Source organism: Nocardia yamanashiensis NBRC 100130, from assembly GCF_001613325.1.
Classification (GTDB): Bacteria; Actinomycetota; Actinomycetes; order Mycobacteriales; family Mycobacteriaceae; genus Nocardia; species Nocardia yamanashiensis.
The window spans coordinates 413809-435994 of the sequence record NZ_BDCD01000014.1; the positions used below are offsets into that span (position 1 = coordinate 413809).

Below are 22186 nucleotides of genomic sequence, written 5' to 3' on the forward strand. Positions count from 1 at the left end.
CGACGCTACCGCCCGGGCACGACAGATTCGTTGTCGCGGCCGCTCCCGGCGCATGGTCGGTGTGCGCGCAGGGCGCGGGCGGCCGCGCCGAGCACCACCATCGGATCGACTTCGGGTGCCGACCAGCGGGCCGGGAGCACGTCGGCGGCGGGCACGGCCGGGCAGTCGGCGCCGCCGTGCACGGTCCGCCACTCGCAGCTGTGGCCGCGGAAGTCGCTGAAACAGACGATCAGCCGATATCGGGGACAGACCGGCGCGGCTTCGGCCGCGTCGACGAGCTGGGCGCAGGCATTGAACATGCGGCGCACCCGGAAAGCGTCACCCACCGGGTTGCTGTAGATACCGCCGTATCCGGCCTGCGCGTACAACGCGACCGACCCCAGCACGGCCTGATAGGTGATGGCATAGGAGTTGCTGCCGTGCCCGGCATGTGACACGGCGACATAGTCGCCCGGCCGGTCCGTGACCGCCTCGTCGAGATACGTCCCGAACATGTACATGCCCACCGGGTCGATATCCCGTGTCGCGTATGCCCATTCACCGAGCCGGCGCAGTTCGGGCACGAAGCGCTCCGGGATCGGGGGCAACCCGAGGTGACTGCGTTCGAACCGGTCGCACATCTCCCGATAGCCGTACACATGACCAAGATCGCCGTGCCGCGCCCGCGTGTTTACACCGACACGCCTTGTTATCAACTGTTCATCTGTCCAGTTTGCCTACCGGGTGCCGATGGGCTGAGATCGTCGTCGTGCCATTCCGTGAGATCGTCACCTCGCGCCGCACCGTCCTCAAGGGCGGAACCGCGGCTGCCGCAGCGACCCTGATCAGCACTTCCGGCCGGGCCGCGGCGGAGAATCCACCGGTCTTCCGGCACGGCATCGCCTCGGGCGATCCACTCCCGGGCAGCGTGATCATCTGGACCCGCGTCACGCCGTCGGAGGACGCCACGCCGGGTTCGGGCCAGGGCGCGGCGGTGCCGGTGCGCTGGGAGGTCGCGGCCGACGAATCCTTCGCGAATATCGCGGCCTCCGGCAATGCCACGGCTGCCGCCGATTCCGACCACACCGTCAAGGTGGACGTGTCTGGCCTGCGCGCCGGGACCGGCTACTGGTACCGATTCACCGCGGCGGGCCAGACCTCGCCCGTGGGCCGCACCCACACCGCGCCCGCCGATTCCGCGACTCCCGAACGCGTCCGTCTCGGCGTGGTGTCCTGCGCGAACTGGGAGGCCGGATATTTCAGCGCCTACCGGCACCTGGCGGCGCGCGCCGATCTCGACGCCATCGTGCATCTGGGCGATTACCTCTACGAATACCCGCGCGGCGAATACGGCGGCCGCAACGGCGCGGTGCGCTGGCACGAACCCGAACACGAAATCGTGTCCCTCGCCGATTACCGAATCCGGCACGCGCAGTACAAGACCGACCCGGATCTGGCCGACCTGCACACCCGGCTGCCCTTCATCTGCACCTGGGACGACCACGAAACCGCCGATAACGCCTGGTCGGGCGGCGCGAACAACCATCAGCCCGCCACCGAGGGCGATTGGCAGACCCGCAAGGCCGCCGCGCTCCAGGCGTACCTGGAGTGGATGCCGATCCGCGCGGGCGCGGACAAGCGCATCTACCGGCGCCTGCGGTTCGGCACCCTGGCCGAGCTGTCCATGCTGGACCTGCGCAGCTACCGCAGCCAGGAAGTGAAAGCGGGCCCGGGCTGGCCGCAGGTCGACAATCCGGATCGCACCATTACCGGCGTCGACCAGATGAATTGGCTCACCGCCGGTTTGACCTCGGCCCCGGTGACCTGGAAGCTGGTCGGCAATCCGGTCATGATCGCGCCGCTGGAGTTCCCGCCGCTGGATCCGGACGCCTCCGCGGCGCTGACCCAGCTGCTGGGGCTGCCGCGCGAGGGCATCATCGCCAATGCCGATCAATGGGACGGCTACGCCGCCGATCGCCGGAAATTGTTGCGCGCCATCACCGATTCGAATGTCGCGGACGTGGTCTTCCTGACCGGTGACATCCACACCTCCTGGGCCTCGGACGTGCCGGTGGACGCCGGCGTCTATCCGGCCGGGCAGACCGCGGGCGTGGAGTTCGTGGTGCCGTCGGTGACCTCGCAGTCCATGGGCGACATGATGAAGGTGCCGCCGCGCACCGGCGCGGTGGCCGCGGAAACCGCCATCACCGGCGTGAACCGCCACATCCGCTACGCCGAACTGGATTCGCACGGCTACGGCGTGCTGCACGTCGATGCCGAGCAGGCGCAGATGGACTGGTACTACCTCACCGATGTCGCCGATCCGAATACCGGTGTGCGCCACGCCGCTTCGTTCGCGGTCCGCCGCGGCGGCCGCATCGAGCCGCGCACCACGCCGATGGTCTGAACCATCGAGAAAGGCCGGGACCGCTGCGGTGGTCCCGGCCTTCGTCGTCTCGATCGCCGCTGGTCACCCCGGCGGCGGGCGGGAGTCACTCCTCCCAGTGCTCCTCCAGGGTGGCCGACACGTGCTCGGCGAAATCGCCCAGGGTGTCGTCGCCGGTGCAGCGGGCGTCCTCGGCGAGCGCGGCCCAGCGGTTGATCAGCGCGGCCGAGCGCGGAATCGACAGTCCGTGTTCGCGGGCCGCGGCGATGCGCGTGTGATCGGCGGGCAGGAACCAGAAGGTGGACAGCCACACCCAGATGAGCCGGGCTTCCAGAATGCGTTCGGCCAGCACCTCGTCGTCGGCGAGCGCGGGCCAGACCGCGACCACTTCCGAACGCCAGGCTTCGACCATCTGCCGGGCGCGTTCGCGGGAGAGCTCGAAATCGCAGAGGCAGCCGGGGAAGGACACCAGCGCGTAGGCGATATCGAGGGTGGCGTCCCGGAAGCCGCCCCACTCGTAATCGAGGAACCGCGCGCCTTCATCGTTGAGGATGACATTGTCGGGGCACAGGTCGGACGGACTGAACGCGCGGTAGCGGCCGGCCGAGAACAGCCGGTTACCGCGCACGATGCGCTCGGCGATCTCCCCGGGCACCTCGATGCCCATTTCCCGCTGCAGCATGATCGGCACTTCGGCCACGGCGGATTCGGCCTGCTGGGCGATGCCGTCGACGCGGTGCACCACATCGACCCGGCGTAGCAGGGCGACGAAGTCGGCTTCACGGCCGACGGTGGCGGCGTGCATGCGACCCAGCGCCTGCGCGAATGCCATCAGGGCATTGCGCCCGGCGGGCTCGACCCCAGCCTGCAGCACCGCGGTGAGTGAGGTGTTCTCACCGAGGTCGCTCAGGATGAGCAGGCGTTCGGGCAGGCTGTAGCCCAATAGGTAGGCGCCGGGTCGATGGTCACGTCCCAGTGCGGTGGTGAATTGGTAGGACACCGCTTCCCGGAGGAAAGCGGAGTCGATGCTGGCGACTCCGGGTGCCATGCCTCCGGTGCGTCGATCCTTCGCAGCGCCGCGCACCTGCTTGACTATCAAGGTGCGTGGAAGTGAAAAGGCATTCTCTGCAACGCGGACGCGTAGCACCGTCGTCCTACCACTGCCGCTGAGTTCGATCGGATCGCTCAGCTTTACCGGAGCACCCATTCGCTTTGTGAGCAACTGTTGTGCCGCGGACACGACTTCGGCGGCGCGTTCGGCCAATAGTGCGGTCATCGGATCCCAAGTTACTCGCATCAGGTCACTTTCAGCGAGCGGTTGCGCAACCTTTCGCGCGTCGTCCGGCGTGTCTTTGTGAAGGGTTTGCCCACGCGGCGCTGGTTGCTTGACACAACCAGGACCGTCTAGTTGTCTCATCTTCAACTGCCGTGCGCCACACCGTAAACCGGGAAATGTGAAAGGCTTGTGACCATGACTGGCACGCCGCCCTCAGCACCACGGGATCCCTCCGGCGAACCACCCGCGGAGCGCGGTGGCAGGCAGTATCCGGGCGCTCCGGGACAGCACCAAAACCCCGAGCCCGCACCGCATTCCGGCGCCGGCGCGCAAGGCCCCGGGCACGGCCGGCACGAAATGCCCGGTCTGGCCGGATACCCGCAGTTCGAAGGTCCGGGCGCGGCGCAGTACGGCAGCGAGCAGGTGGAACCCCCGCCGTCCATGCCCCCGCATTCGGGCGCGGCGAGCGGTGGTTATCCGGTTTCCCAGCAACCATCCGGTTCGCATCCGCCGGGCGCGGCGGCGCCGGGATACGGTGGCCAGGGCACGGTTCCGCCCGCGACAGTCCCGATTGGATCGGACCAATCGGACATACCTCAGCAGGGTGGTTATCAGCCCGGCGCACCCGGTACGACCCCACCGCCGGCGCCGGTCCAGCAACGCCCCAGCCTCGATGTCGGTCACGCGATCTACTACGGCTGGAACCGCTTCCGCCTGAATCCGCTGCCCTGGGTCGGCATGGTGCTCATCGGCCTGATCGCCTGGCTGGTGGTCACGCTGCTGGTGAACCTGGTGCAGGTGGAGTCGCTGTCGGCGGTGCTGCTGCTGTTCGCGGTGGCCTCGCTGGTGGTGTGGCTGCTGCAGGCCGCCATGATCCGCGGCGCGCTCTACGAAACCGACGGCACCCCACCGGATTTCCCGGCCTTCTTCGGTTTCGTGAACGCCGGCAATGTGCTGATCACCGCGCTCATCGTCTTCGTGGCGGCGCTGATCGCCTCGCTGCTGTGTGTGTTCCCGGTGGTGATCGTCGGCGTATTGTGCATGTTCGCACTGCATTTCGTGATCGATCAGGACCAGGATCCGCTCACCGCCATCAAGTCCAGCGCACAGCTGGTCATCCGCAATCCGGCCCAGATCGCGCTGCTGGCGCTGGCCGTCATGGTGATCACCGCGATCGGCGCGCTGCTGTGCGGCCTCGGCCTGCTGGTCGCCGGTCCGGTGACGGCCATGGCCATCACTTACGCCTACCGCACCCTCACCGGCGGCCTGGTCGCGCACTACTGACGGAACCGCTTGCGGCGCTCAGTCGTTGGCGTCGGCCCACCAGCGCCGCAAGCGCAGCAGCGGCCCGCCCTCGCTCCCGTGCCGGGGCCGCAGTTGCAGCACGATGATGCCCGCGACCACGATCCCGGCCATGTTCACCCCCAGCTGCCCGATGGACATGAACGCCTTGTGCCATTCGCCGATGGTGGCCGCCACCGCCGCGAACCCGGCCGCGGGAATGGTGGTGACGGAGATGAAAACGCCCACCAGCGCCGCCGATTTGGCGGTGACCAGCGACAGCATGCCCGCCGCTCCGGCGAGCAGCGCGACCACCAGCGAGAACGGCCCGACCTCGTAGATGAAATCCACATTGTGGATGTCGTCGATGCTGTTCACGGTGATCCACCCGAGGCGTTCGAACAGCAGCGAGGCCAGCGCGGCGACGGCCATGGCGAACGGGAAGCCCACCAGCAGCGCCAGCGCGGATCGCCGGGCCAGGCGGAAGTTCCTGCGCACCAGGGCGACCGCGATGGCGGCGAGCGGCCCGAACTCCGGGCCCACCACCATCGCGCCGACGATGGTGACCGGCGAATCGGTGGCCACGCCGACCACGGCCAGCAGGCACGCGATGGTGATGAACGCCAGGAATGTCGGATTGAGCGTCGATTCCTCGTGCGTCTGCGCGACCAGGCCCTCCCACACCACCGCATCGGAGGGATCGCCGGGCGCGGCCTCCACCGCGCGTTGCGCCGCCGCCGACAAGACGGTGCCCGGCGGTTCGATCACGATGCCGCCGGTGCGTTCCACATTGTGGCGCTTGAGCATTCGCAGCACGTCATTGCCGGATTCCCGCGCGATCTCGGCCTCGATGAGATCCCCCGCCGGTTCCACCGCCGCCCCGCGCTGCACCGTCACCAGCGTCGCCCCGGCCTCGGCGCGCAGCGCCGCGAGCACGGCCTCGGTCGAATCGGACGGGCAGATCACCCGAATGTGCAGCACCTGTGCCCCTCGCGTTCGGCGGTCCACCGCTGCCGATCGACGGCGGCGGGGTGCAGCCTAACCGCGCGGAGCCGGACGAGGGGTCTCCGCGCGCAGCGCCTGCGCGTCGCCGCGATACGCGAAACGCGCCCGGCCACCGGCACTCCGGAGGGCGCGGCGACCGGGCGCGTCGAAAACCGCTCGGGCTACTTCTTTTCCACCGGCAGCGGCACGCCGTTCTCGTCCAGCTTGGCGTTCAGGCCGGCCTCGGTGCGCTGCTGCGGGGTGATCGGGGTGGGCGCGTCGGTGAGCGGGTCGACGCCGCCGCCGGACTTCGGGAAGGCGATGACCTCGCGGATGGAATCCACTCCGGCCAGCAGCGCGGTGATGCGGTCCCAGCCGAAGGCGATGCCGCCCATGGGCGGAGCGCCGAAGGAGAAGGCGTCGAGCAGGAAGCCGAACTTGTCCTGCGCTTCTTCCTCGCCGATGCCCATCACCTTGAACACGCGTTCCTGCACGTCCCGGCGATGGATACGGATGGAACCGCCGCCGATCTCATTGCCGTTGCAGACGATGTCGTAGGCGTAGGCCAGCGCCGAGCCCGGATCGGTGTCGAAGTCGTCGAGGTGTTCGGGCTTGGGCGAGGTGAACGCGTGGTGCACCGCGGTCCAGGCCGAATGGCCCAGCGCCACATCGCCGCTCGCGGTGGCGTCGGCGGCCGGTTCGAACATGGGCGCGTCCACGATCCAGACGAAGGCCCAGTCGTTCTCGTCGATGAGGCCGCACTTGCGGGCGATCTCACCGCGCGCCGCGCCCAGGATGGCCCGGCTGGACTTGACGTCACCGGCGGCGAAGAACACGCAGTCGCCCGGGTTCGCGCCGACCTGCTTGGCCAGCCCTTCGCGTTCGGCGTCGGACAGGTTCTTGGCGACCGGGCCGCCGAGGGTGCCGTCCTCGTTGAACAGGATGTAGGCCAGGCCCTTGGCGCCGCGCTGCTTGGCCCAGTCCTGCCAGGCGTCGAGCTGGCGGCGCGGCTGCGAGGCGCCGCCGGGCATGACGACCGCGCCGACGTACGGGGACTGGAACACCCGGAACGGGGTGTCCTTGAAGTACTCCATCATTTCGGTGATCTCGACCCCGAACCGCAGGTCCGGCTTGTCGGAACCGAAGCGCCGCATGGCATCGGCGTAGGTCATGTGCGGGATCGGCGTCGAGATCTCGTACCCGACCAGCTTCCACAGCGCGGCCAGGATGTCCTCGGCCAGCAGGATCACATCTTCCTGCTCGACGAAGCTCATCTCGATGTCGAGCTGGGTGAACTCGGGCTGGCGGTCGGCGCGGAAGTCCTCGTCGCGGTAGCAGCGCGCGATCTGGTAGTAGCGCTCGATGCCGCCGACCATCAACAGCTGCTTGAACAGCTGCGGCGACTGCGGCAGGGCGTAGAACTTGCCCGGCTGCAGCCGCGCCGGCACCAGGAAGTCGCGCGCGCCTTCGGGGGTGGAGCGGGTCATGGTCGGGGTCTCGACCTCGACGAACGCGTGCTTGGCCAGCACCTCGCGGGCGGCCGCGTTGACCTTGGACCGCAGCCGGATGGCGTGCGCGGGGCCCTCGCGGCGCAGGTCCAGGTAGCGGTACTTCAGGCGCGCTTCCTCACCCGGCTCGTCATCGAGCTGGAACGGCAGCGGCGCGGCCTCGTTGAGCACCTCGAGCTCGGTCACATTGACCTCGATGGCGCCGGTCGGCAGGTTCGGGTTTTCCGAACCGGCCGGGCGGTTCTCCACCACGCCGGTGACCTTCACGACGAACTCGTTGCGCAGCTTGTGCGCCTGCTCGGCGGGGACGCCCTCACGGAAAACGGCCTGCGAAACACCGGACGCATCACGCAAATCGATGAAGATGACGCCACCGTGGTCTCGCCGACGAGCCACCCAGCCGGTGAGGGTGACGGTCTGACCGGCGTGCTCGCTTCGCAGCGAACCAGCCAAGTGGGTGCGCAGCACGGTATTCCTTTCGATGGATTGCGGATGCGGAACCCATCGTAGTGAGACACGTTCCCCGAGTGGAAACCGATATCCACTCCCCCATGTCAGAGTGGTACCCATGACCTTCAACGAGGGCCTGCAGATCGACCCGGACCGGGTCAGTGGCGGCAGTGGCGGACCGGGTATGGGCGGCGGGTTGGTACTCGGGGGCGGTGCGCTCGGTCTGGTGGCACTCGTGGTCTCCTTGCTGCTCGGCGGCGATCCCGGTTCGATTCTCGGCCAGTTCACCGGCGCGGACGGCAATTCGGCGCAGCAGGGCACGACGACCCCCGACCATTGCAAGACCGGCGCGGACGCCAACAAGTACGTGGACTGCCGGGTCATCCTGACCGTGCAGAGCCTGGACAACGTCTGGGCGACCGAGCTGCCCAAGCAGACCAATCGCAAATACGTGGACCCGAAGGTGGTGCTGTTCTCCGGCGCGGTGAGCACCGGGTGCGGCCGGGCCACCTCCGCGGTGGGCCCGTTCTACTGCCCCGCAGACCAGACCGCCTATTTCGACACCAGCTTCTTCCAGGAGCTCAAGGACCGGTTCGGCGCGAGTGGCGGCCCCCTGGCCCAGGAGTACGTGGTGGCGCACGAGTTCGGCCATCACATCCAGAACCTGCTCGGCGATATCAATCGCGCCCAGCGCGATCCCCAGGGTCCGGAGTCCGGCGCGGTGCGCACCGAGTTGCAGGCCGATTGCTATGCCGGGGTGTGGGCCTCCTACGCCGACAAGCTCCCGGCGCCGGGCAGCAATACCCCGTTCCTGAAGCCCTTGTCGGAGAACGATATTCGCGACGCGCTCTCCGCGGCTTCGGCGGTCGGCGACGATCGCATCCAGAAGGCGGCGACCGGGCGGGTGAATCCGGAAGGCTGGACGCACGGTTCGTCCGAGCAGCGGCAGAAATGGTTCCTCACCGGATACAAGACCGGTCAGGTCAAATCCTGCGATACCTACAACGCGCGCGATCTGAACAATCCGCCCGCGCTGCGCTGAGCCGCAGACCCCCGCACGGCCCCGGTCCGATCGGATCGGGGCCGTTGCTTTTCCGTCCCCGATTCGCCCGAAACCCGAATATTGGCGGCTTGCGCGGAACCGCCCCCGCGCCCGGTGCGCGCTATGTACACTCCCCGCGAAGTGAAACGCTCGCCGTTCAATATTCGATTCGAGGTTAGATGAGGCTCCACACCCGAGGCGGACGGGCGCTCGGCGTCGCCGCCGCGGCGGTCGCGGTCGCGGCCACCATGTCCGGGGGCATGTCCGGGGGCGTCAGCGCGGCGGCCGATCCCGTCGCGGGCAAAGAACTTGTCGTGCTGGGTGATTCGTTCACCGCCAACGACTGGAATCCGCTGGCCGCCGAGCAGACCTGTCTGCGCGGCGACACCGCCTGGCCCGCCCAATTGAGCAGGCTGATGGGCATCCAGGGCACCGACCAGGTCACCGACCGCTCCTGTGTGGGCGCGTCCATCGACACCGGCCCCGGTTACACCCTCGCGATGGAGGCCCGCGAGGCGGATCAGGCGGGCGCGTTCGGGCCGCGCACCAAGCTGGTGACCATTCAGTTCGGGCTCAACGACCATTGGGGCGGCAGCAAAACCCGACTCTGGGATGCCATGCGGGACTGCGTGTTCGACCTGGAGGACGGGTGCGGCGTCGAGGCGGTCAGCACCGGGCGCATGCCGGATGCGGTCGCCATCTCCGGCGCCGCGTACGCCGACCGGATCCGCAATGTGGTGACCTACATCCGCTATTACGCGCCCAATGCGCGCATCGTGCTGGTCGGCTACCCGGAGGTGGTGCCGGCCAACGCGGACTCGGTGTGCCTGGACTTCTTCGGTTTCGTCCCGTTCGTGCAGCCGCGCGGGCGGACCATCGTCGATGCCTTGAACCGGATCGACGCCGCGCAGCGCGACGCGGCGCAGCGCCTGAACCTCGAATTCCTCGATGCCCGCGCCCTGACCGCCGGGCACGGACTGTGCACCGCGGAACCGTGGGTGAACGGGGTGTTCTCGCCGGGCGGCAAGATCGACGGCCTGCCCTTCCACCCCTCCCCCGCGGGTGACGCGGTGATCGCGAAAGCTCTGAACGAACGGTACGGCCGATGACCTTCACTCCCGATGTGGCCGCTCCGGTCGCCCCCGTTATCGGCTCGGCCGCGCCGCAGCCGTCCGCTCCCGCGCCCGCTGCGAGCCGCCCGGCGCTGCCGTCGCTGACCGGGGCCCGCTGGTGGGCGGCGTTCGCGGTGTTCGTCCTGCACGCGCTGGTGTTCCTGCCGGTGTATCCGTTCCAGAAGTCGGAGCTGTTCCGCCATATCCACCAATGGATTCCGATGCAGCTCGGCGCGGCCGGCGTCACCTTCTTCTTCGTGCTGTCCGGATTCATCATCTACTGGTCGTTCCGGCCGGGCATGTCGGTGCGCGGTTTCTACCGCCGCCGGGTACTGAAGATCTATCCGACGCATCTGCTGGCCGCCGCCGCGTTCATCGTGGTGGCGAGCGTGCCGCTGTCGCGGCTGGTGGTGTGGGTGCCGAACCTGCTGCTGGTGCACACCTGGTGGCCGAAGTCGACGACGGTGGGCGGGCTGAACGTGCCGTCCTGGTCGCTGGTCGCGGAAATGCTGTTCTACCTGAGCTTCCCGCTGGTGCTGCCATTGATCATGCGGATTCCGACCCGCCGCCTGCTGCTGGCCATGGGCCTGCTCATGCTCGGCATCATCGCCCTGCACACCTCGTACTTCCTGTGGGTGGACGGGCCGAAGGGCATCGCGAATGCCTTTGCGCCGCGGCTGGTTCCGGGCGACAACTCGCCCTATTACGAACTGCACGCCTCCCCGGCCTGGTTCGTGCAGCCGAATATCCCGGTCTCGCTGTCGTATTGGCTCAGCTACACCTTCCCGCTGTCGCGGCTGCCGGAGTTCTTCCTGGGCGTGCTGGCCGCGCGCCTGGTGCTCGAAGGACGCTGGCGCAATACCAATATGGCCTGGCCGCTGCTGACGCTGGTGGTGGCGTACGCGGGCACCTGGGTGGTGCCGGTCAACTACAAGATGTCGGTGCTGCTGCTGGTCCCGATGACGGCGGTGGTGGCGACCCTCGCAGCCCGCGACCTGGCCGGAATACGTGGTCTCAATTCGCATCCGCGCATGGTGTGGCTGGGCAATGTGTCCTTCGCCTTCTACCTGATCCAGTTCCCGGTCATGGTGGTGATCACGCGGTATCTGATCGGCGGCAGGCAGTTCGGCATCCTCGGCTGGGCCGGATTCGCCGCGCTGAGCCTGGTCGTGGCCACGGCCATCGCGGCGGTGCTCTACCACTGGGTGGACCTGCCCATCATGCGCCGTTTCGCCCGGCCGAAACCGCGCTCCTGACCCCGCGGCCCTTGGCCTGCCCTTCCGTCGGCCCTCCCCTGCCACAGGGCCGAGTTCGACTGTGGCACAGGGGAATCGGTGATCTAGAATCGGTAGGTGGTCAAGGGTTATCCCATCAAGCACCTGCTGTTCCTGGTCATCACGGTGCTGGTCGTCGCCGCGGTGTTCGACTACTCGCGCACGACGGGGCACTACGGGGCCGTCGTCATCGCGGGCATCCTGGTGACCATCGGACTGCTGCCCAAGGCGATCGGCTAGCCGGAAACCGTTGCCGCCCGGGCGATCCCGGTCAGGACGTGGTCCAGGCCAGCAGCTCGTCCACCGGCCAGGTATTGACGATGCGGTCGGCGGGCACGCCGTTGTCGAGGGCGCGCTGCGCACCGTAACCGAGGAAGTCGAGCTGGCCGGGAGCGTGCGCGTCGGTGTCGATGGCGAAGTCGCACCCGATGTCCAGGGCCAGCTTCAGCAAGCGCGCCGGCGGATCCCGCCGCTCCGGCCGCGAATTGATCTCCACCGCGGTCCCGTACTCGCGGCAGGCGGTGAACACCTGCTCGGCGTCGAACTGCGATTCCGGCCGGGTGCCGCGGTTCCCCTCCACCAGCCGTCCGGTGCAGTGCCCAAGCACATCCACCTGCGGGTTCGATACCGCCGCCACCATCCGCCGGGTCATGGCCGCCGCATCCATCTTCAGCTTCGAGTGCACGCTGGCCACCACGATGTCCAGCCGCTCGAGCAGCTCCGGCTCCTGATCCAGTGACCCGTCGTCGAGGATGTCCACCTCGATGCCGGTGAGAATCCGCATGGGCGCGAACTGTTCCCGCAGCCCGTCGATGACCGCGAGCTGTTCGCGCAACCGGTCCGGCGACAAGCCGTTGGCGACGGTCAAGCGCGGCGAATGATCGGTCAGCGCGCAGTACTCGTGCCCCAGTTCCCGGGCCGCCCCCATCATCTCGGCAATCGGAGCGGAACCGTCCGACCAGTTCGAATGGACGTGCAGGTCGCCCTTCAGCGCCGACCGCAAGCCCCCGCCGCCCAGGTCCCCCGCGGCGGCCCGCAACTGCACCAGCACATCGGGTTCCCGCCCAGCCCACGCCTGTGCGATGACCTCCGCGGTCTTGGGCCCGATCCCGCGCAGCGCCTGCCAGCCGTTCGACGCCCCGAGCCGCTCCCGCTCGGCCGGATCGAGCCGCTCCACGATATCGGCGGCATTGCGATAGGCCATCACCCGCCGCGCCTCCTCTCGGGCACGATCTTTGTAGAACGCGATCTCACGCAGGGCTACGACCGGATCCATGCTTCCAGTGTGCGCCGCGACCGGCGACCGTGACCGAACGACCGGTCCGGTTCAGTCACTTCGTGGCCGCCACCGGGCCCGCCTGCGTGCGCACGACGGCGCGTTCCCCGTGCGGGCCGAACATGTGCAGGATCTCCACACTGGCCTTGCCCGCGGGCCCGAACCAGTGCGGCTCGTTGGTGTCGAATTCGGCGACTTCGCCCGGGCCCAAATGGAATTCGGTCTCCCCGAGCAGCAGGCGCAGTTCGCCCGCGAGCACGTAGAGCCACTCGTAACCGGCGTGCGAAACCAGCTGCGGAGTGCGCGGGGACAGCACCTCTTTGAAGACCTGCACGCGGCCGGGGTACTGGGTGAGCGGGATCAAGACGCTGCCCCGCCGTTTACGCAAAGGTTCCAGGTGGACGCGCGGATCGCCGGTGGCCGGGGCGGCGATGAGCTGATCGAGGGCCACGCGGTGCGCCCGAGCCAGGGGAATGAGCAGTTCGAGGGTGGGGCGGCGGAGCCCGGACTCCAGCCGGGACAGCGTGCTGACCGAGATACCCGTGGCGGCGGAGAGCGATTCGAGGGTCAGGGCACGGTCACGGCGCAGCGCGCGCAGCCGCGGGCCGATGGTGCCGAGGATCTCGTCGATGTCGTCGTCCACGGGTCCATTTTGCGGTTTCCGCAAATTCACTGTCTACCGGTACGGCGCGGCTCCGAGAATTCGCTCGTTCGAACGGATTTCGGAGAGAGGTGGAATCGATGAGCGAGACGGTGGCGACGGCTCGGACGGAACTGAGCGGGCGCGGGCGCGCGCTCGTGCTCGGGGTGTGCTGCCTGAGCATGTTCGTGGTCGGCCTGGACACCACGATCGTGAATGTGGGATTGCCCGCGATCGGCGCCGGGCTGGGCGCCGGCACCCGCGGGCTGGAATGGACGATCGACGCGTACACGCTGGTGTTCGCGAGCCTGCTGATCTCCTCGGGCGCGCTGGCGGACCGGTTCGGGCGGCGGCGGGTCTTCCGGATCGGATTGACGGTGTTCGGCGCGGCCTCGCTGCTGTGTGCGCTGGCGCCGACCTCGGAGCTGCTGGTGGCGGCGCGCGCGTTTCAGGGCGTGGGCGCTTCGATGCTGAGCCCGGTGGCCTTGGCGATCGTGGTGAACGCGATACCGGATCCGGCGCAGCGGGCGCGCGCCATCGGGGTGTGGGCCGCGGTGTTCGGGGTGAGCATGGCGGCGGGCCCGGTGATCGGCGGCGCCCTGCTGGCGGTCTCGGACTGGCGGGCGCTGTTCTGGGTGAACGTCCCGATCGTCCTGGTCACGCTGGCGCTGAGCGTGCTGTTCGTACCGGAGTCGCGGGCCGATCGGCCGCAGCGGCTGGACCTGCCGGGGCAGGCGCTGCTGACGGTGACGGCCGGGCTCGCGGTGGGCGTGCTCATCGAGGGACCGCACGCCGGCTGGACCTCCGCCTGGATGCTCGCCGGATATGCCGGAATCGTCGCGGCCGGTGCGGGATTCGTGCGCGTCGAGACGAATCGGCCCGAGCCGCTGATGGATCCGCGCCTGTTCCGCAGTCCCGTGTTCAGCGGCGCGGTACTGGGCGCGATCGCGGTATTCGTGGCACTGAACGCGGCGCTGCTGGCGAATACGTTGTATCTGCAACAGGTTCGGGGTCTGACGCCGCTGGCCGCCGGGCTCGCGGTCCTGCCGATGGCAGTGGGCGCGACGGTCTGCGCACCGCTGTCCGGCGTCCTGGTCGGTCGGTACGGGCCGCGGCTACCGCTCACCGCCGCGGGGATTTTCCTGGCGCTCGGCGGTGCGTGCCTGCTCACCCTGCACGCCGATTCCAGTTTCGCCCTGCTGCTGTTCGCCTACCTCGCCTTGGGCATCGGCGTCGGTTTCGCCAACGCGCCCATCACCAATACCGCGGTGGGCGCGCTCCCACCGGCCCGGGCGGGCGTGGCCGGGGCCGTCACCTCCACCGCACGCCAGTTCGGTGCCGCACTGGGCATCGCCATCGCCGGTGGCCTGGTCGCCGGGACCGCACCCGACGGCCTGCCCCGCGCCACCCATCCGGTCTGGCTGCTGGTCGCGATGTGCGGCGTGCTGCTGCTCGTGATCGCCCGCACCGCCACCGCCCGTTCGGCGCGCCGCCCGTGATCTGCGGATGCGCTCGGGGCAGAATCCCTGGCGGGCAGACGCCCCACAGGGATTCGGAGGGAAGCAATGCTGAAGCAGGGCGGGACAACGGGATTCGGCAGGGCGCGCCGCGCCACCACGGCACTGCTGGCGACGGCCGTGATACTCACCGGCACAGGCGGTTTCGCCGCCGCCGACGATCCGGCCCCGGCGCCCGCCCCGGTGCGGGCCGCGCCGATCGACGCCGCCGTGGCGACCACGCTGTTCACGCTCACCACCATGCCCACCGGCTGGCAGACCCGCACCGATCTGCGCCCCGTGCTCGAGGTGACGGCCGACGGCAAGGCGGTGAAACGCACCCCGGAGGGCACCGAGTTCAGCGGCACCGTCCCCGCCGACGTGCTCAGCGCCGCCGCCACCGAGGTGCGGGCCCTGGTGCTGGAGGATCTGGGCACGCCGAACAGCGGCGAAGCGGGCAATATGATCATCGATTTCATGCCCGCGCCGCCGGATGAGGACGTGCACGTGATCATGTACGACCCCGCGCTGTCGGAGGGCCTGACCGAGGGGCAGAAGGCGTCCCGCCAGCGTTTCACCGCGCTCTACGATCGCCTGGTGAACGCCTTCGTCCGCGGCTGAACCCGAAAACTCAGCCGACCGTCCAGGTTTCGCTGCCGGTGAGCAGGTCCTGCAGCGAGTTCCCGTGCACCGGTTTCGCTTCCGCCGCCGCCTCCAGCTGCCCGCGCACCCCGTCGTCGTAGGTGGGCCGGCTGACGCTGCGGAACACGCCGGTCACCACGTGCGAGAGGTCCTGATCGGAGAGCCGGGACAGCGCGTAGGCGTATTCCGGATCGTCGCTGTAGGCGTCGTGGACGACGATATCGGCGTCCGCGACACTGTCGGCGCGGGCCACCCGCAGCCCGAAACCGCTACGCACCACCGCGAATTCGTGCTCGGCGCCGAACCGGATGGGCTGCCCGTGCCGCAGCCGGATGAGATGCGATTCGGCGTTCTCGCGGCGCAGCGCGTCGAAGGAGCCGTCGTTGAAGATCGGGCAGTCCTGCAGGATCTCCACGAACGAGGTGCCGCGATGTTCGGCGGCGGCGCGCAGCACCTCGGTCAGGCCCGCGCGATCGGAATCCAGGGCGCGCCCCGCGAAGGTGGCCTCGGCCCCGAGCGCGATCGAGAGCGTATTGAACGGATGGTCCACCGAACCCATGGGCGTGGACTTGGTGACCTTGCCGGTTTCCGAGGTCGGCGAGTACTGGCCCTTGGTGAGCCCGTAGATCCGGTTGTTGAACAACAGGATCGTCATGTTCACATTGCGGCGCAGCGCGTGGATGAGGTGGTTGCCGCCGATGGACAACGCGTCGCCGTCCCCGGTCACCACCCAAACCGACAGGTCCGGCCGCGTCACCGCCATTCCGGTCGCGATGGCCGGCGCGCGCCCGTGGATCGAGTGGATCCCGTACGCCTCCAGGTAGTACGGGAACCGGCTCGAGCATCCGATGCCGGAGACGAACATGAGGTTCTCGCGCTCGAGCCCGAGTTCGGCGAGGAACCCGCGCACGGTGGCGAGAATGACGTAGTCACCGCACCCGGGGCACCAGCGCACCTCCTGATCGGAGGTGTAGTCCTTGGCTTTCTGCGGCCGGTCGGCGGTGGGCACGCCGGACAGCCCGGTCAGCCCGAGATCGGTGCCCACGAGCGGGTTTTCGAGAATGGTCATGGCTGCTTACCCCCTGAGGTGCGGTAGGTGGCCCGCGCACGAGCGGTGAAGGCTTTGGTCTGTTCCATTTCCGCGATATCGCCGTCCAGGGCGGCGTCGATGACGCCGACCAGTTCCTGGGCGGAGAAGGCGGTGCCGGCGACCTTGGTCCACGGCTGCACGTCCACCAGGTAGCGGGCGCGCAGCAGCATGGCGAGCTGGCCGCCGTTCATCTCGGGACAGACGATGGTGCGATAGCGGCCCAGGATCGCACCGAGATTGGGCGGGAACGGGTTCAGATGCCGCAGGTGCGCCTGCGCGACGGGAACGCCGCGCCGCCGCGCCCGCCGGCAGGCCTCGCCGATCGGGCCGTAGGAGCTGCCCCACCCGATGAGCAGCAGTTCGGCGCGCCCGTCCGGATCGTCGACCTCGAGATCCGGCACCGCGATGCCGTCGATCTTGGCTTGCCGCAGCCGCACCATGAGTTCGTGATTGGCCGGTTCGTAGGAGATATTGCCGCTGCCGTCGGCCTTTTCGAGCCCGCCGATGCGATGCGCGCGGCCCTTGGTGCCGGGCACGGCGAGCGGCCGGGCCAGGGTTTCCGGGTCGCGGGCGTAGGGCTGGAACGAATCGGTGTCCGCGCCATCGGGTTCGAAGGCCGGGTCGATCGGCGCGAGGTCGGCGACCTGCGGAATCGCCCACGGCTCCGAACCATTGGCGATGGCGCCGTCCGACAGCAGCAGCACCGGGGTGCGGTAGGTGAGCGCGATGCGCGCCGCCTCCACGGCGGTGTCGAAACAGTCGGCGGGCGACCGCGGCGCGAGCACCGCCACCGGCGATTCGCCATTGCGCCCGTAGAGCGCCTGCAGCAGATCGGCCTGTTCGGTCTTGGTGGGCAGCCCGGTGGACGGGCCGCCGCGCTGCACGTCCACGATGAGCAGCGGCAGTTCGGTCATCACCGCCAGGCCGATGGTCTCGCTCTTGAGCGCCAGCCCCGGCCCGGAGGTGCTGGTCACGCCGAGCGCGCCGCCCAGCGCCGCGCCCAGCGCCGCGCCGATGCCGGCGATCTCGTCCTCGGCTTGGAAGGTGGTGACGCCGAAGTTCTTGTGTTTGCTCAGCTCGTGCAGGATGTCGGAGGCGGGCGTGATCGGATACGTCCCCAAAAAGACCGGCAATCCGGACAATTGACCCGCTGTCACAATGCCGTAGGCCAGCGCGGTATTGCCGGTGATCTGCCGATAGGTGCCCGCGGGCAGCGTCGCCGGCGCGATCTCGTAGGTGGTGGCGAATGCCTCGGTGGTTTCGCCGTAATTCCATCCCGCCCGGAATGCGAGGATATTCGCTTCGGCGACATCCGGTTTCGAGGCGAATTTTTCCCGCATGAACTGTTCGGTGCCGCCGATCGGCCGCCCGTACATCCAGGACAGCAATCCCAGCGCGAACATATTCTTGGCGCGCTGCCCGTCCTTTTTGCCCACACCGGTCGGTTCGGTTGCCCCGAGGGTCAGCGAGGTCATGGGCACCCGGTGCACCACGAAATCGGTCAGCGTCTCATCGGTGAGCGGATCACCGGTATAGCCGACCTTGGCCAGATTGCGTTTGGTGAATTCGTCGGTATTCACGATCACCATGGCCCCGCGCGCCAGATCCTCCAGATTCGCCTTGAGCGCCGCGGGATTCATCGCCACCAGCACATCGGGCTGGTCACCGGCGGTGAGGATGTCGTAGTCGGCGATCTGGATCTGGAACGACGAGACGCCCGGCAGGGTGCCCTGGGGCGCTCGGATCTCGGCGGGGAAATTCGGTTGGGTGGCAAGATCGTTGCCGAATGCGGCGGCCTCGTGGGTGAAGCGGTCACCGGTGAGCTGCATGCCGTCACCGGAATCCCCCGCAAAGCGAATTACGACCCTTTCCAATTTCTCGGTGGGGCCGCCGTTTTCGTGGGCCGCCACCGAGTGGTCACGCTGCGAAACCATGCGCCTGCATCACTTCCTCGTCAGTGTGAGGTACCAACGCCAAACTACTCCGCCTTATTCGCGACACGCCTGCGAAGTTAGCGGGTGGAGCAGGAATCTCGGCCGGTTTCAGGCGAAAAGCGCCAGCTGCCGGTCGTCAGGGTGCGATGCGGCGGAACGAACCTCGGGCTCGTTCGGCCGTTCGCGGTTCAAGCGGTGTTTCTCCAGCAGCGGCTCGATCCGGCCGCGTAGCCACGCAGAATACTCCGGGGTGACCGAAGTTCCCCGACCATACAGTTGCCGGTAGCGTCGCAGCAGCGCCGGGTGGGCTTCGGCGAGCCAATTGAGGAACCAGCCGCGGGTGGAACCGCGCAGGTGCATGGGAAACGCGACCACGCTCGCGCCACCGGCCTCGGCGATGGCCCCGAAGAGTTCATCGAGCTGCGAGCTGGAATCGGTGAGCAGCGGAATGACCGGTGCCACCATGACATTCACCGCGAAACCGGCATCGGCGAGCGCGCGGATCATTTCCAGGCGAGCGCGCGGCGAGGGCGTCCCGGGCTCGAGACTGCGCTGCAGTTCCGGATCGAGCATGGCGAGCGAGACGGCCAGATGCACCGGCACCTGCCGGGCGGCCTGGGTGAGCAGCGGCAGGTCCCGCCGCATGAGCGTGCCCTTGGTGAGAATGGAGAAGCCGGTGCCGGATTCGGCGAGGGCGCTGATGATCCCCGGCATCAGCCGGTAGCGGCCCTCGGCGCGCTGATAGGGATCGGTATTCGTGCCCAGCGCAACGGTTTCCCGCCGCCAGGAGCGCTTGTGCAGTTCCTTGCGCAGGATCGGCACCACATTGGTCTTGACCACGATCTGCGAGTCGAAGTCGGCGCCCGCGCCGAGATCCAGATACTCGTGCGAGGGGCGGGCGAAGCAGTAGCGGCAGGCGTGCGAACAGCCCCGCATGGGGTTCACGGTCCAGTTGAACGGCAGTGAACCCCCGTCGGGCATCTTGTTCAGCGCGCTCTTGCACAACACCTCGTGAAAGGTGATGCCCTCGAATTCGGGCGTCTGTACGCTGCGTACGAAGCCGGCACGTTCGAGCCCGGGCAGCGCGCCGTCATCGGCGTCCAGGGTCTGGCTTTGCCATCGCACCGCCCAAGTCGAACATTTGTTCTATCGAACTGTCAAGCGATCTTCTGCGTGTCGGGCGTGATGGTCGCACCGTTGTAGAAGGCCATCAGGTCGCGGATGGTCTCCTCGGCCGGGCGCGGCCGGTAACCGAGTTCGGCGGTGGCCTTGTCGTGTTCGACGATCGGCGCGGACAGCAGCGCGCCCATGGACGCCTTGGAGATGCGGTCCGAACCCAGCGCCTTGGCCGCGGGCTCGAGCACCGGCATGAGCGCGTCGATGACCTTGGCCGGAATCGCGAAGGCGGGCTTGAGCTTGCCGTTGATGGTCGCGGCCAAGCGGGTGGCCGCCAGCATCTCGGTGAAATGCCCGCCCAGCAGGTAGTTCTCGCCGGTCTTGCCGCGCTCGCCGGCCAGCACCAGACCCTGCGCCACATCGCGCACGTCGACCAGGTCGAAGCCGCCGGAGATCATGACCGGCACCCGGCCGCGGCCGGCGTCGCGCAGGGTGACATTGATGCGCGAGTCGGTGTTGTCGACCGGGCCGTACACACCGGTCGGGTTGCAGATCACCGCGTCCAGGCCGGTCTCGATGACCTTGCGCAGCTCGATCTCGCCCTGCCACTTGGAGCGGTCGTACACCGGCAGATCCGGATCGATGGAACGCGGCGAGCGCTCGTTGATCCGGCCGCCGCAGCTGTACTGGTTGAACGCGTGAATCGAGCTGGTGTGCACCATGCGCCGCACGCCGACCGCCTTGGCGGCCTCGGCGACCACGCGCACGCCCTCGGTGTTCACCCGCCAGGCCAGATCGTTCTTGTGAGCCAGGGTGATCAGCGCGACCAGGTGGTAGACCACCTCGGCGCCGTCCAGGGTCTTGCGCATGGACTGCGGGTCCAGCACATCGCCGCTGACCCAGGTGACACCGGGCTGCGCCGCGCCCTGCACGCGATCGATGGCGGTGACCTCGTGGCCCCGATCGGTAAGCAGGCGAAGCAAATTGGTGCCAAGGAAGCCGGCGGCGCCGGTGACTGCGACCTTCATGTGATGAAGAATATAGAACTTGTTCTAATTTGCAAGAACGGTCCGGCCACGGAGTGTGGTGCACTCGGCACGCCGTCGTAGACGCCCAGTGGGATATATTCGCTGTTCGCATGTCCACGACGATTTGGGGGGCACTCATGGCCGATCTGTCGGTCGACACCACGGCGGTCCGCACCTTCGCCGTCGCACAGGACGGCGTGGCCGCGGACATCGCGGGCGCGGGCGGCCTGGACACGGTATCGCACGTGGCGGCCATGACCCCGGTCTTCGGTTTGATCGGCGCGGACTTCCTGGCCAGTTTCGCGGTGGCCGAGCTGCTGCACGACAAGGACATCAACGCGCTCTCCGGCCGCTTCGCCAAGATCGGGCAGGCGGCGTTCGGCTCGGCCGGGGCCTACGAGAGCACCGACGGCGATTTCGCGGCCGGGCTCGGCGCCGCGGCGGGCGGCCTCGGGGAGCTCGCATGAGCCTCGGCGACTCCGGCGTAATCGGCGCGGCCCCGGCCGCGACCGCGCCCGCCTCCGCGCAGACCCTCGTCCTCGATGCCCCGGGCCTGTTCCCGAACCTGCCCCTGGGCCAGCTCCCCGATGACATGGCGGCGTTCGAACCGCCCGCATTCGCCTTGTCCCGCAAGGAATTCGAGCAGCCCACCCCACTCTCCGGCGGTATTCCGCACGGCCTGTCCGGCGGTGGCCGCGGCGAGGAGACCGTCGCGGCCTCGGTTTCCGGTGGCCTGTCCCCCGCGTTCGATGGCGCGCACGGCGTGCTCACCGGAGCCCAGCAGGCGCTGACCGATGCCCAGGGCGTCCTCGGCGGCGCGCACTCGGCGCTGAACGACGCCCAGTCCGCGCTGAACAACGCACCCGCCGCCCTCGCCGCCGCACAGACGGCGCTCAGCCAGGCCGCGCTCCCGGCCCTGCCAGCCGATCCGGTCGGCGACCTCATGCAGGGCCTCGCCCTCCCCGCCATCCCCGGGATGGACGTGCTGTTCCAGCCGTTCCAGCAGCTGCTCAACAGCTTCGGCACCGGCGTGCTGGGTTCGTTCAACCCGGCGACCCTGCTCGGTCAGGGTTCCAAATTCATCGAGTCCGCGGTGTCGGTGGGCACCGGCGCGCTCAAATCCGTCGAAAGCCTCTGGCAGGGCCAGGCCTCGCAGGGCGCCCAGTCCGCCGGTCAGCAGGCGCAGCGCCACGGCGAGGAAACCACCCAGCGCGGATTCGACCTCTCCGCCCTCACCGAGCAGGCCGCCGCCATCGTGCAGCGCGGCAATATCGAGCTCACCGCGATCGTGCAGTCGTTCGTCGCGCAGGCCACCGCCCTCGCCCCGGTCATCCTGACCCCGCCCGCGCAGACCGCGCTGATCGCCTCGGCCACCGAACATCTGGCCGCGGCCATCACCGTCGTGAACACCACCCGCGGCGAACTCGCGGCTCCCACCGCGCAACTCAACGGCATCATCGGCCAGCTCATGGGCCAGTCCGGCGGCACGAACCCGGCCGAGGTCGCGAAGTCGCTCGCCGAGAACGTCGGGCAGCCCATTCTGGAACAGGCCAAGGGCCTCCTGGAATCCGGTCTCCAGTCCGCCGCGGGCACCGGAACCGGCGCCGCCGACGGCAAACCCGCCGGCGGCGATCCCGACACCAAGGCCGCGGGCCTCGGCGGAGGCGGCGGC

The 22186-nt window shown here is 68.7% G+C and carries 20 protein-coding genes; 10 read left to right on the forward strand and 10 right to left on the reverse strand.

The annotated features are described in order from the left end of the window. Positions 1 to 5 precede the first annotated feature (5 nt). Positions 6 to 638: a hypothetical protein gene (locus NY1_RS16600; RefSeq protein ID WP_067713451.1), complete on the reverse strand. Its 633-nt coding sequence runs from the start codon at positions 636 to 638 to the stop codon at positions 6 to 8. 101 nt (positions 639 to 739) lie between these two features. Between NY1_RS16600 and NY1_RS16605 the strand changes: the two genes are divergently transcribed. Continuing rightward, positions 740 to 2386, forward strand: a complete 1647-nt coding sequence (locus NY1_RS16605; protein WP_439956016.1) for an alkaline phosphatase D family protein — start codon at positions 740 to 742, stop codon at positions 2384 to 2386. Between the two features lie 85 nt (positions 2387 to 2471). On the opposite strand, the gene NY1_RS16610 is transcribed toward NY1_RS16605, so the two are convergent. Further along, complete coding sequence (locus NY1_RS16610) at positions 2472 to 3641, reverse strand: phosphotransferase family protein (RefSeq protein ID WP_067713457.1); 1170 nt, start codon at positions 3639 to 3641, stop codon at positions 2472 to 2474. Positions 3642 to 3836: 195 nt separating this feature from the next. Between NY1_RS16610 and NY1_RS16615 the strand changes: the two genes are divergently transcribed. Next, positions 3837 to 4925: a DUF2189 domain-containing protein gene (locus NY1_RS16615; RefSeq protein WP_067713678.1), complete on the forward strand. Its 1089-nt coding sequence runs from the start codon at positions 3837 to 3839 to the stop codon at positions 4923 to 4925. Between the two features lie 18 nt (positions 4926 to 4943). On the opposite strand, the gene NY1_RS16620 is transcribed toward NY1_RS16615, so the two are convergent. Continuing rightward, entirely contained in the window at positions 4944 to 5903 is a 960-nt protein-coding gene (locus NY1_RS16620) for a DUF389 domain-containing protein (RefSeq protein ID WP_067713459.1), read from the reverse strand. A gap of 185 nt (positions 5904 to 6088) precedes the next feature. Continuing rightward, entirely contained in the window at positions 6089 to 7882 is a 1794-nt protein-coding gene (gene aspS / locus NY1_RS16625) for an aspartate--tRNA ligase (RefSeq protein ID WP_067713462.1), read from the reverse strand. A 100-nt stretch (positions 7883 to 7982) separates the two neighbouring features. Here aspS and ypfJ point away from each other — a divergent pair, with 100 nt between their 5' ends. The 4 genes from ypfJ (at position 7983) to NY1_RS42975 (ending at position 11532) form a co-directional block, all read left to right on the forward strand. Next, positions 7983 to 8906 carry a KPN_02809 family neutral zinc metallopeptidase gene (gene ypfJ, locus NY1_RS16630; RefSeq protein ID WP_067713465.1) on the forward strand — a complete coding sequence of 308 codons (924 nt, stop codon included), beginning with the start codon at positions 7983 to 7985 and terminating at the stop codon, positions 8904 to 8906. Positions 8907 to 9085: 179 nt separating this feature from the next. Beyond that, positions 9086 to 10015, forward strand: coding sequence for an SGNH/GDSL hydrolase family protein (locus NY1_RS16635; protein WP_067713468.1), 930 nt, complete (start codon positions 9086 to 9088; stop codon positions 10013 to 10015). Continuing rightward, positions 10012 to 11274, forward strand: coding sequence for an acyltransferase family protein (locus tag NY1_RS16640; protein ID WP_084535025.1), 1263 nt, complete (start codon positions 10012 to 10014; stop codon positions 11272 to 11274). Before NY1_RS16635 ends, NY1_RS16640 begins: the two co-directional genes overlap by 4 nt. Positions 11275 to 11370: 96 nt before the next feature. Further along, positions 11371 to 11532, forward strand: coding sequence for a hypothetical protein (locus tag NY1_RS42975; protein ID WP_157762271.1), 162 nt, complete (start codon positions 11371 to 11373; stop codon positions 11530 to 11532). A gap of 31 nt (positions 11533 to 11563) precedes the next feature. On the opposite strand, the gene NY1_RS16645 is transcribed toward NY1_RS42975, so the two are convergent. Further along, complete coding sequence (locus NY1_RS16645) at positions 11564 to 12568, reverse strand: PHP domain-containing protein (RefSeq protein ID WP_067713471.1); 1005 nt, start codon at positions 12566 to 12568, stop codon at positions 11564 to 11566. Positions 12569 to 12623: 55 nt separating this feature from the next. Further along, entirely contained in the window at positions 12624 to 13211 is a 588-nt protein-coding gene (locus tag NY1_RS16650; RefSeq protein WP_067713473.1) for an XRE family transcriptional regulator, read from the reverse strand. A gap of 98 nt (positions 13212 to 13309) precedes the next feature. Here NY1_RS16650 and NY1_RS16655 point away from each other — a divergent pair, with 98 nt between their 5' ends. Together NY1_RS16655 and NY1_RS16660 are read left to right on the forward strand one after the other, a co-directional pair. After that, positions 13310 to 14707, forward strand: coding sequence for an MFS transporter (locus NY1_RS16655; protein WP_067713685.1), 1398 nt, complete (start codon positions 13310 to 13312; stop codon positions 14705 to 14707). A 66-nt stretch (positions 14708 to 14773) separates the two neighbouring features. Next, positions 14774 to 15325: a hypothetical protein gene (locus tag NY1_RS16660; protein ID WP_067713476.1), complete on the forward strand. Its 552-nt coding sequence runs from the start codon at positions 14774 to 14776 to the stop codon at positions 15323 to 15325. A 10-nt stretch (positions 15326 to 15335) separates the two neighbouring features. Here the strand turns inward: NY1_RS16660 and NY1_RS16665 are convergent, their stop codons facing one another. From NY1_RS16665 to NY1_RS16680, 4 genes are all read right to left on the reverse strand, one after another. Further along, complete coding sequence (locus NY1_RS16665) at positions 15336 to 16415, reverse strand: 2-oxoacid:ferredoxin oxidoreductase subunit beta (protein ID WP_067713480.1); 1080 nt, start codon at positions 16413 to 16415, stop codon at positions 15336 to 15338. Next, the gene (locus NY1_RS16670; RefSeq protein WP_067713482.1) at positions 16412 to 18370 is read right to left on the reverse strand and encodes a 2-oxoacid:acceptor oxidoreductase subunit alpha; all 1959 of its coding nucleotides are present in this window, start codon (positions 18368 to 18370) and stop codon (positions 16412 to 16414) included. The genes NY1_RS16665 and NY1_RS16670 overlap by 4 nt, the downstream gene beginning before the upstream one ends. Positions 18371 to 18478: 108 nt before the next feature. Next, complete coding sequence (locus tag NY1_RS16675) at positions 18479 to 19495, reverse strand: Rv2578c family radical SAM protein (RefSeq protein WP_067713485.1); 1017 nt, start codon at positions 19493 to 19495, stop codon at positions 18479 to 18481. Between the two features lie 32 nt (positions 19496 to 19527). Beyond that, positions 19528 to 20514 carry an NAD-dependent epimerase/dehydratase family protein gene (locus tag NY1_RS16680; RefSeq protein ID WP_067713488.1) on the reverse strand — a complete coding sequence of 329 codons (987 nt, stop codon included), beginning with the start codon at positions 20512 to 20514 and terminating at the stop codon, positions 19528 to 19530. A gap of 110 nt (positions 20515 to 20624) precedes the next feature. Here NY1_RS16680 and NY1_RS16685 point away from each other — a divergent pair, with 110 nt between their 5' ends. Next, positions 20625 to 20981, forward strand: coding sequence for a type VII secretion target (locus NY1_RS16685; protein WP_233434356.1), 357 nt, complete (start codon positions 20625 to 20627; stop codon positions 20979 to 20981). Next, positions 20978 to 22186: hypothetical protein (locus NY1_RS16690; protein ID WP_157762272.1), on the forward strand; the 1209-nt coding region annotated here is incomplete at its 3' end. The genes NY1_RS16685 and NY1_RS16690, both read left to right, overlap by 4 nt.

Coding starts and splice junctions, on each gene's coding strand:
- NY1_RS16680 (WP_067713488.1), bottom strand. CDS start 20,514: ATGAAGGTCGCAGTCACCGGCGCCGCCGGCTTCCTTGGCACCAATTTG.
- NY1_RS16610 (WP_067713457.1), bottom strand. CDS start 3,641: ATGACCGCACTATTGGCCGAACGCGCCGCCGAAGTCGTGTCCGCGGCA.
- NY1_RS16670 (WP_067713482.1), bottom strand. CDS start 18,370: ATGGTTTCGCAGCGTGACCACTCGGTGGCGGCCCACGAAAACGGCGGC.
- NY1_RS16655 (WP_067713685.1), top strand. CDS start 13,310: ATGAGCGAGACGGTGGCGACGGCTCGGACGGAACTGAGCGGGCGCGGG.
- NY1_RS16660 (WP_067713476.1), top strand. CDS start 14,774: ATGCTGAAGCAGGGCGGGACAACGGGATTCGGCAGGGCGCGCCGCGCC.
- NY1_RS16635 (WP_067713468.1), top strand. CDS start 9,086: ATGAGGCTCCACACCCGAGGCGGACGGGCGCTCGGCGTCGCCGCCGCG.
- NY1_RS16685 (WP_233434356.1), top strand. CDS start 20,625: ATGTCCACGACGATTTGGGGGGCACTCATGGCCGATCTGTCGGTCGAC.
- NY1_RS16645 (WP_067713471.1), bottom strand. CDS start 12,568: ATGGATCCGGTCGTAGCCCTGCGTGAGATCGCGTTCTACAAAGATCGT.
- NY1_RS16640 (WP_084535025.1), top strand. CDS start 10,012: ATGACCTTCACTCCCGATGTGGCCGCTCCGGTCGCCCCCGTTATCGGC.
- NY1_RS16615 (WP_067713678.1), top strand. CDS start 3,837: ATGACTGGCACGCCGCCCTCAGCACCACGGGATCCCTCCGGCGAACCA.
- ypfJ (WP_067713465.1), top strand. CDS start 7,983: ATGACCTTCAACGAGGGCCTGCAGATCGACCCGGACCGGGTCAGTGGC.
- NY1_RS16665 (WP_067713480.1), bottom strand. CDS start 16,415: ATGACCATTCTCGAAAACCCGCTCGTGGGCACCGATCTCGGGCTGACC.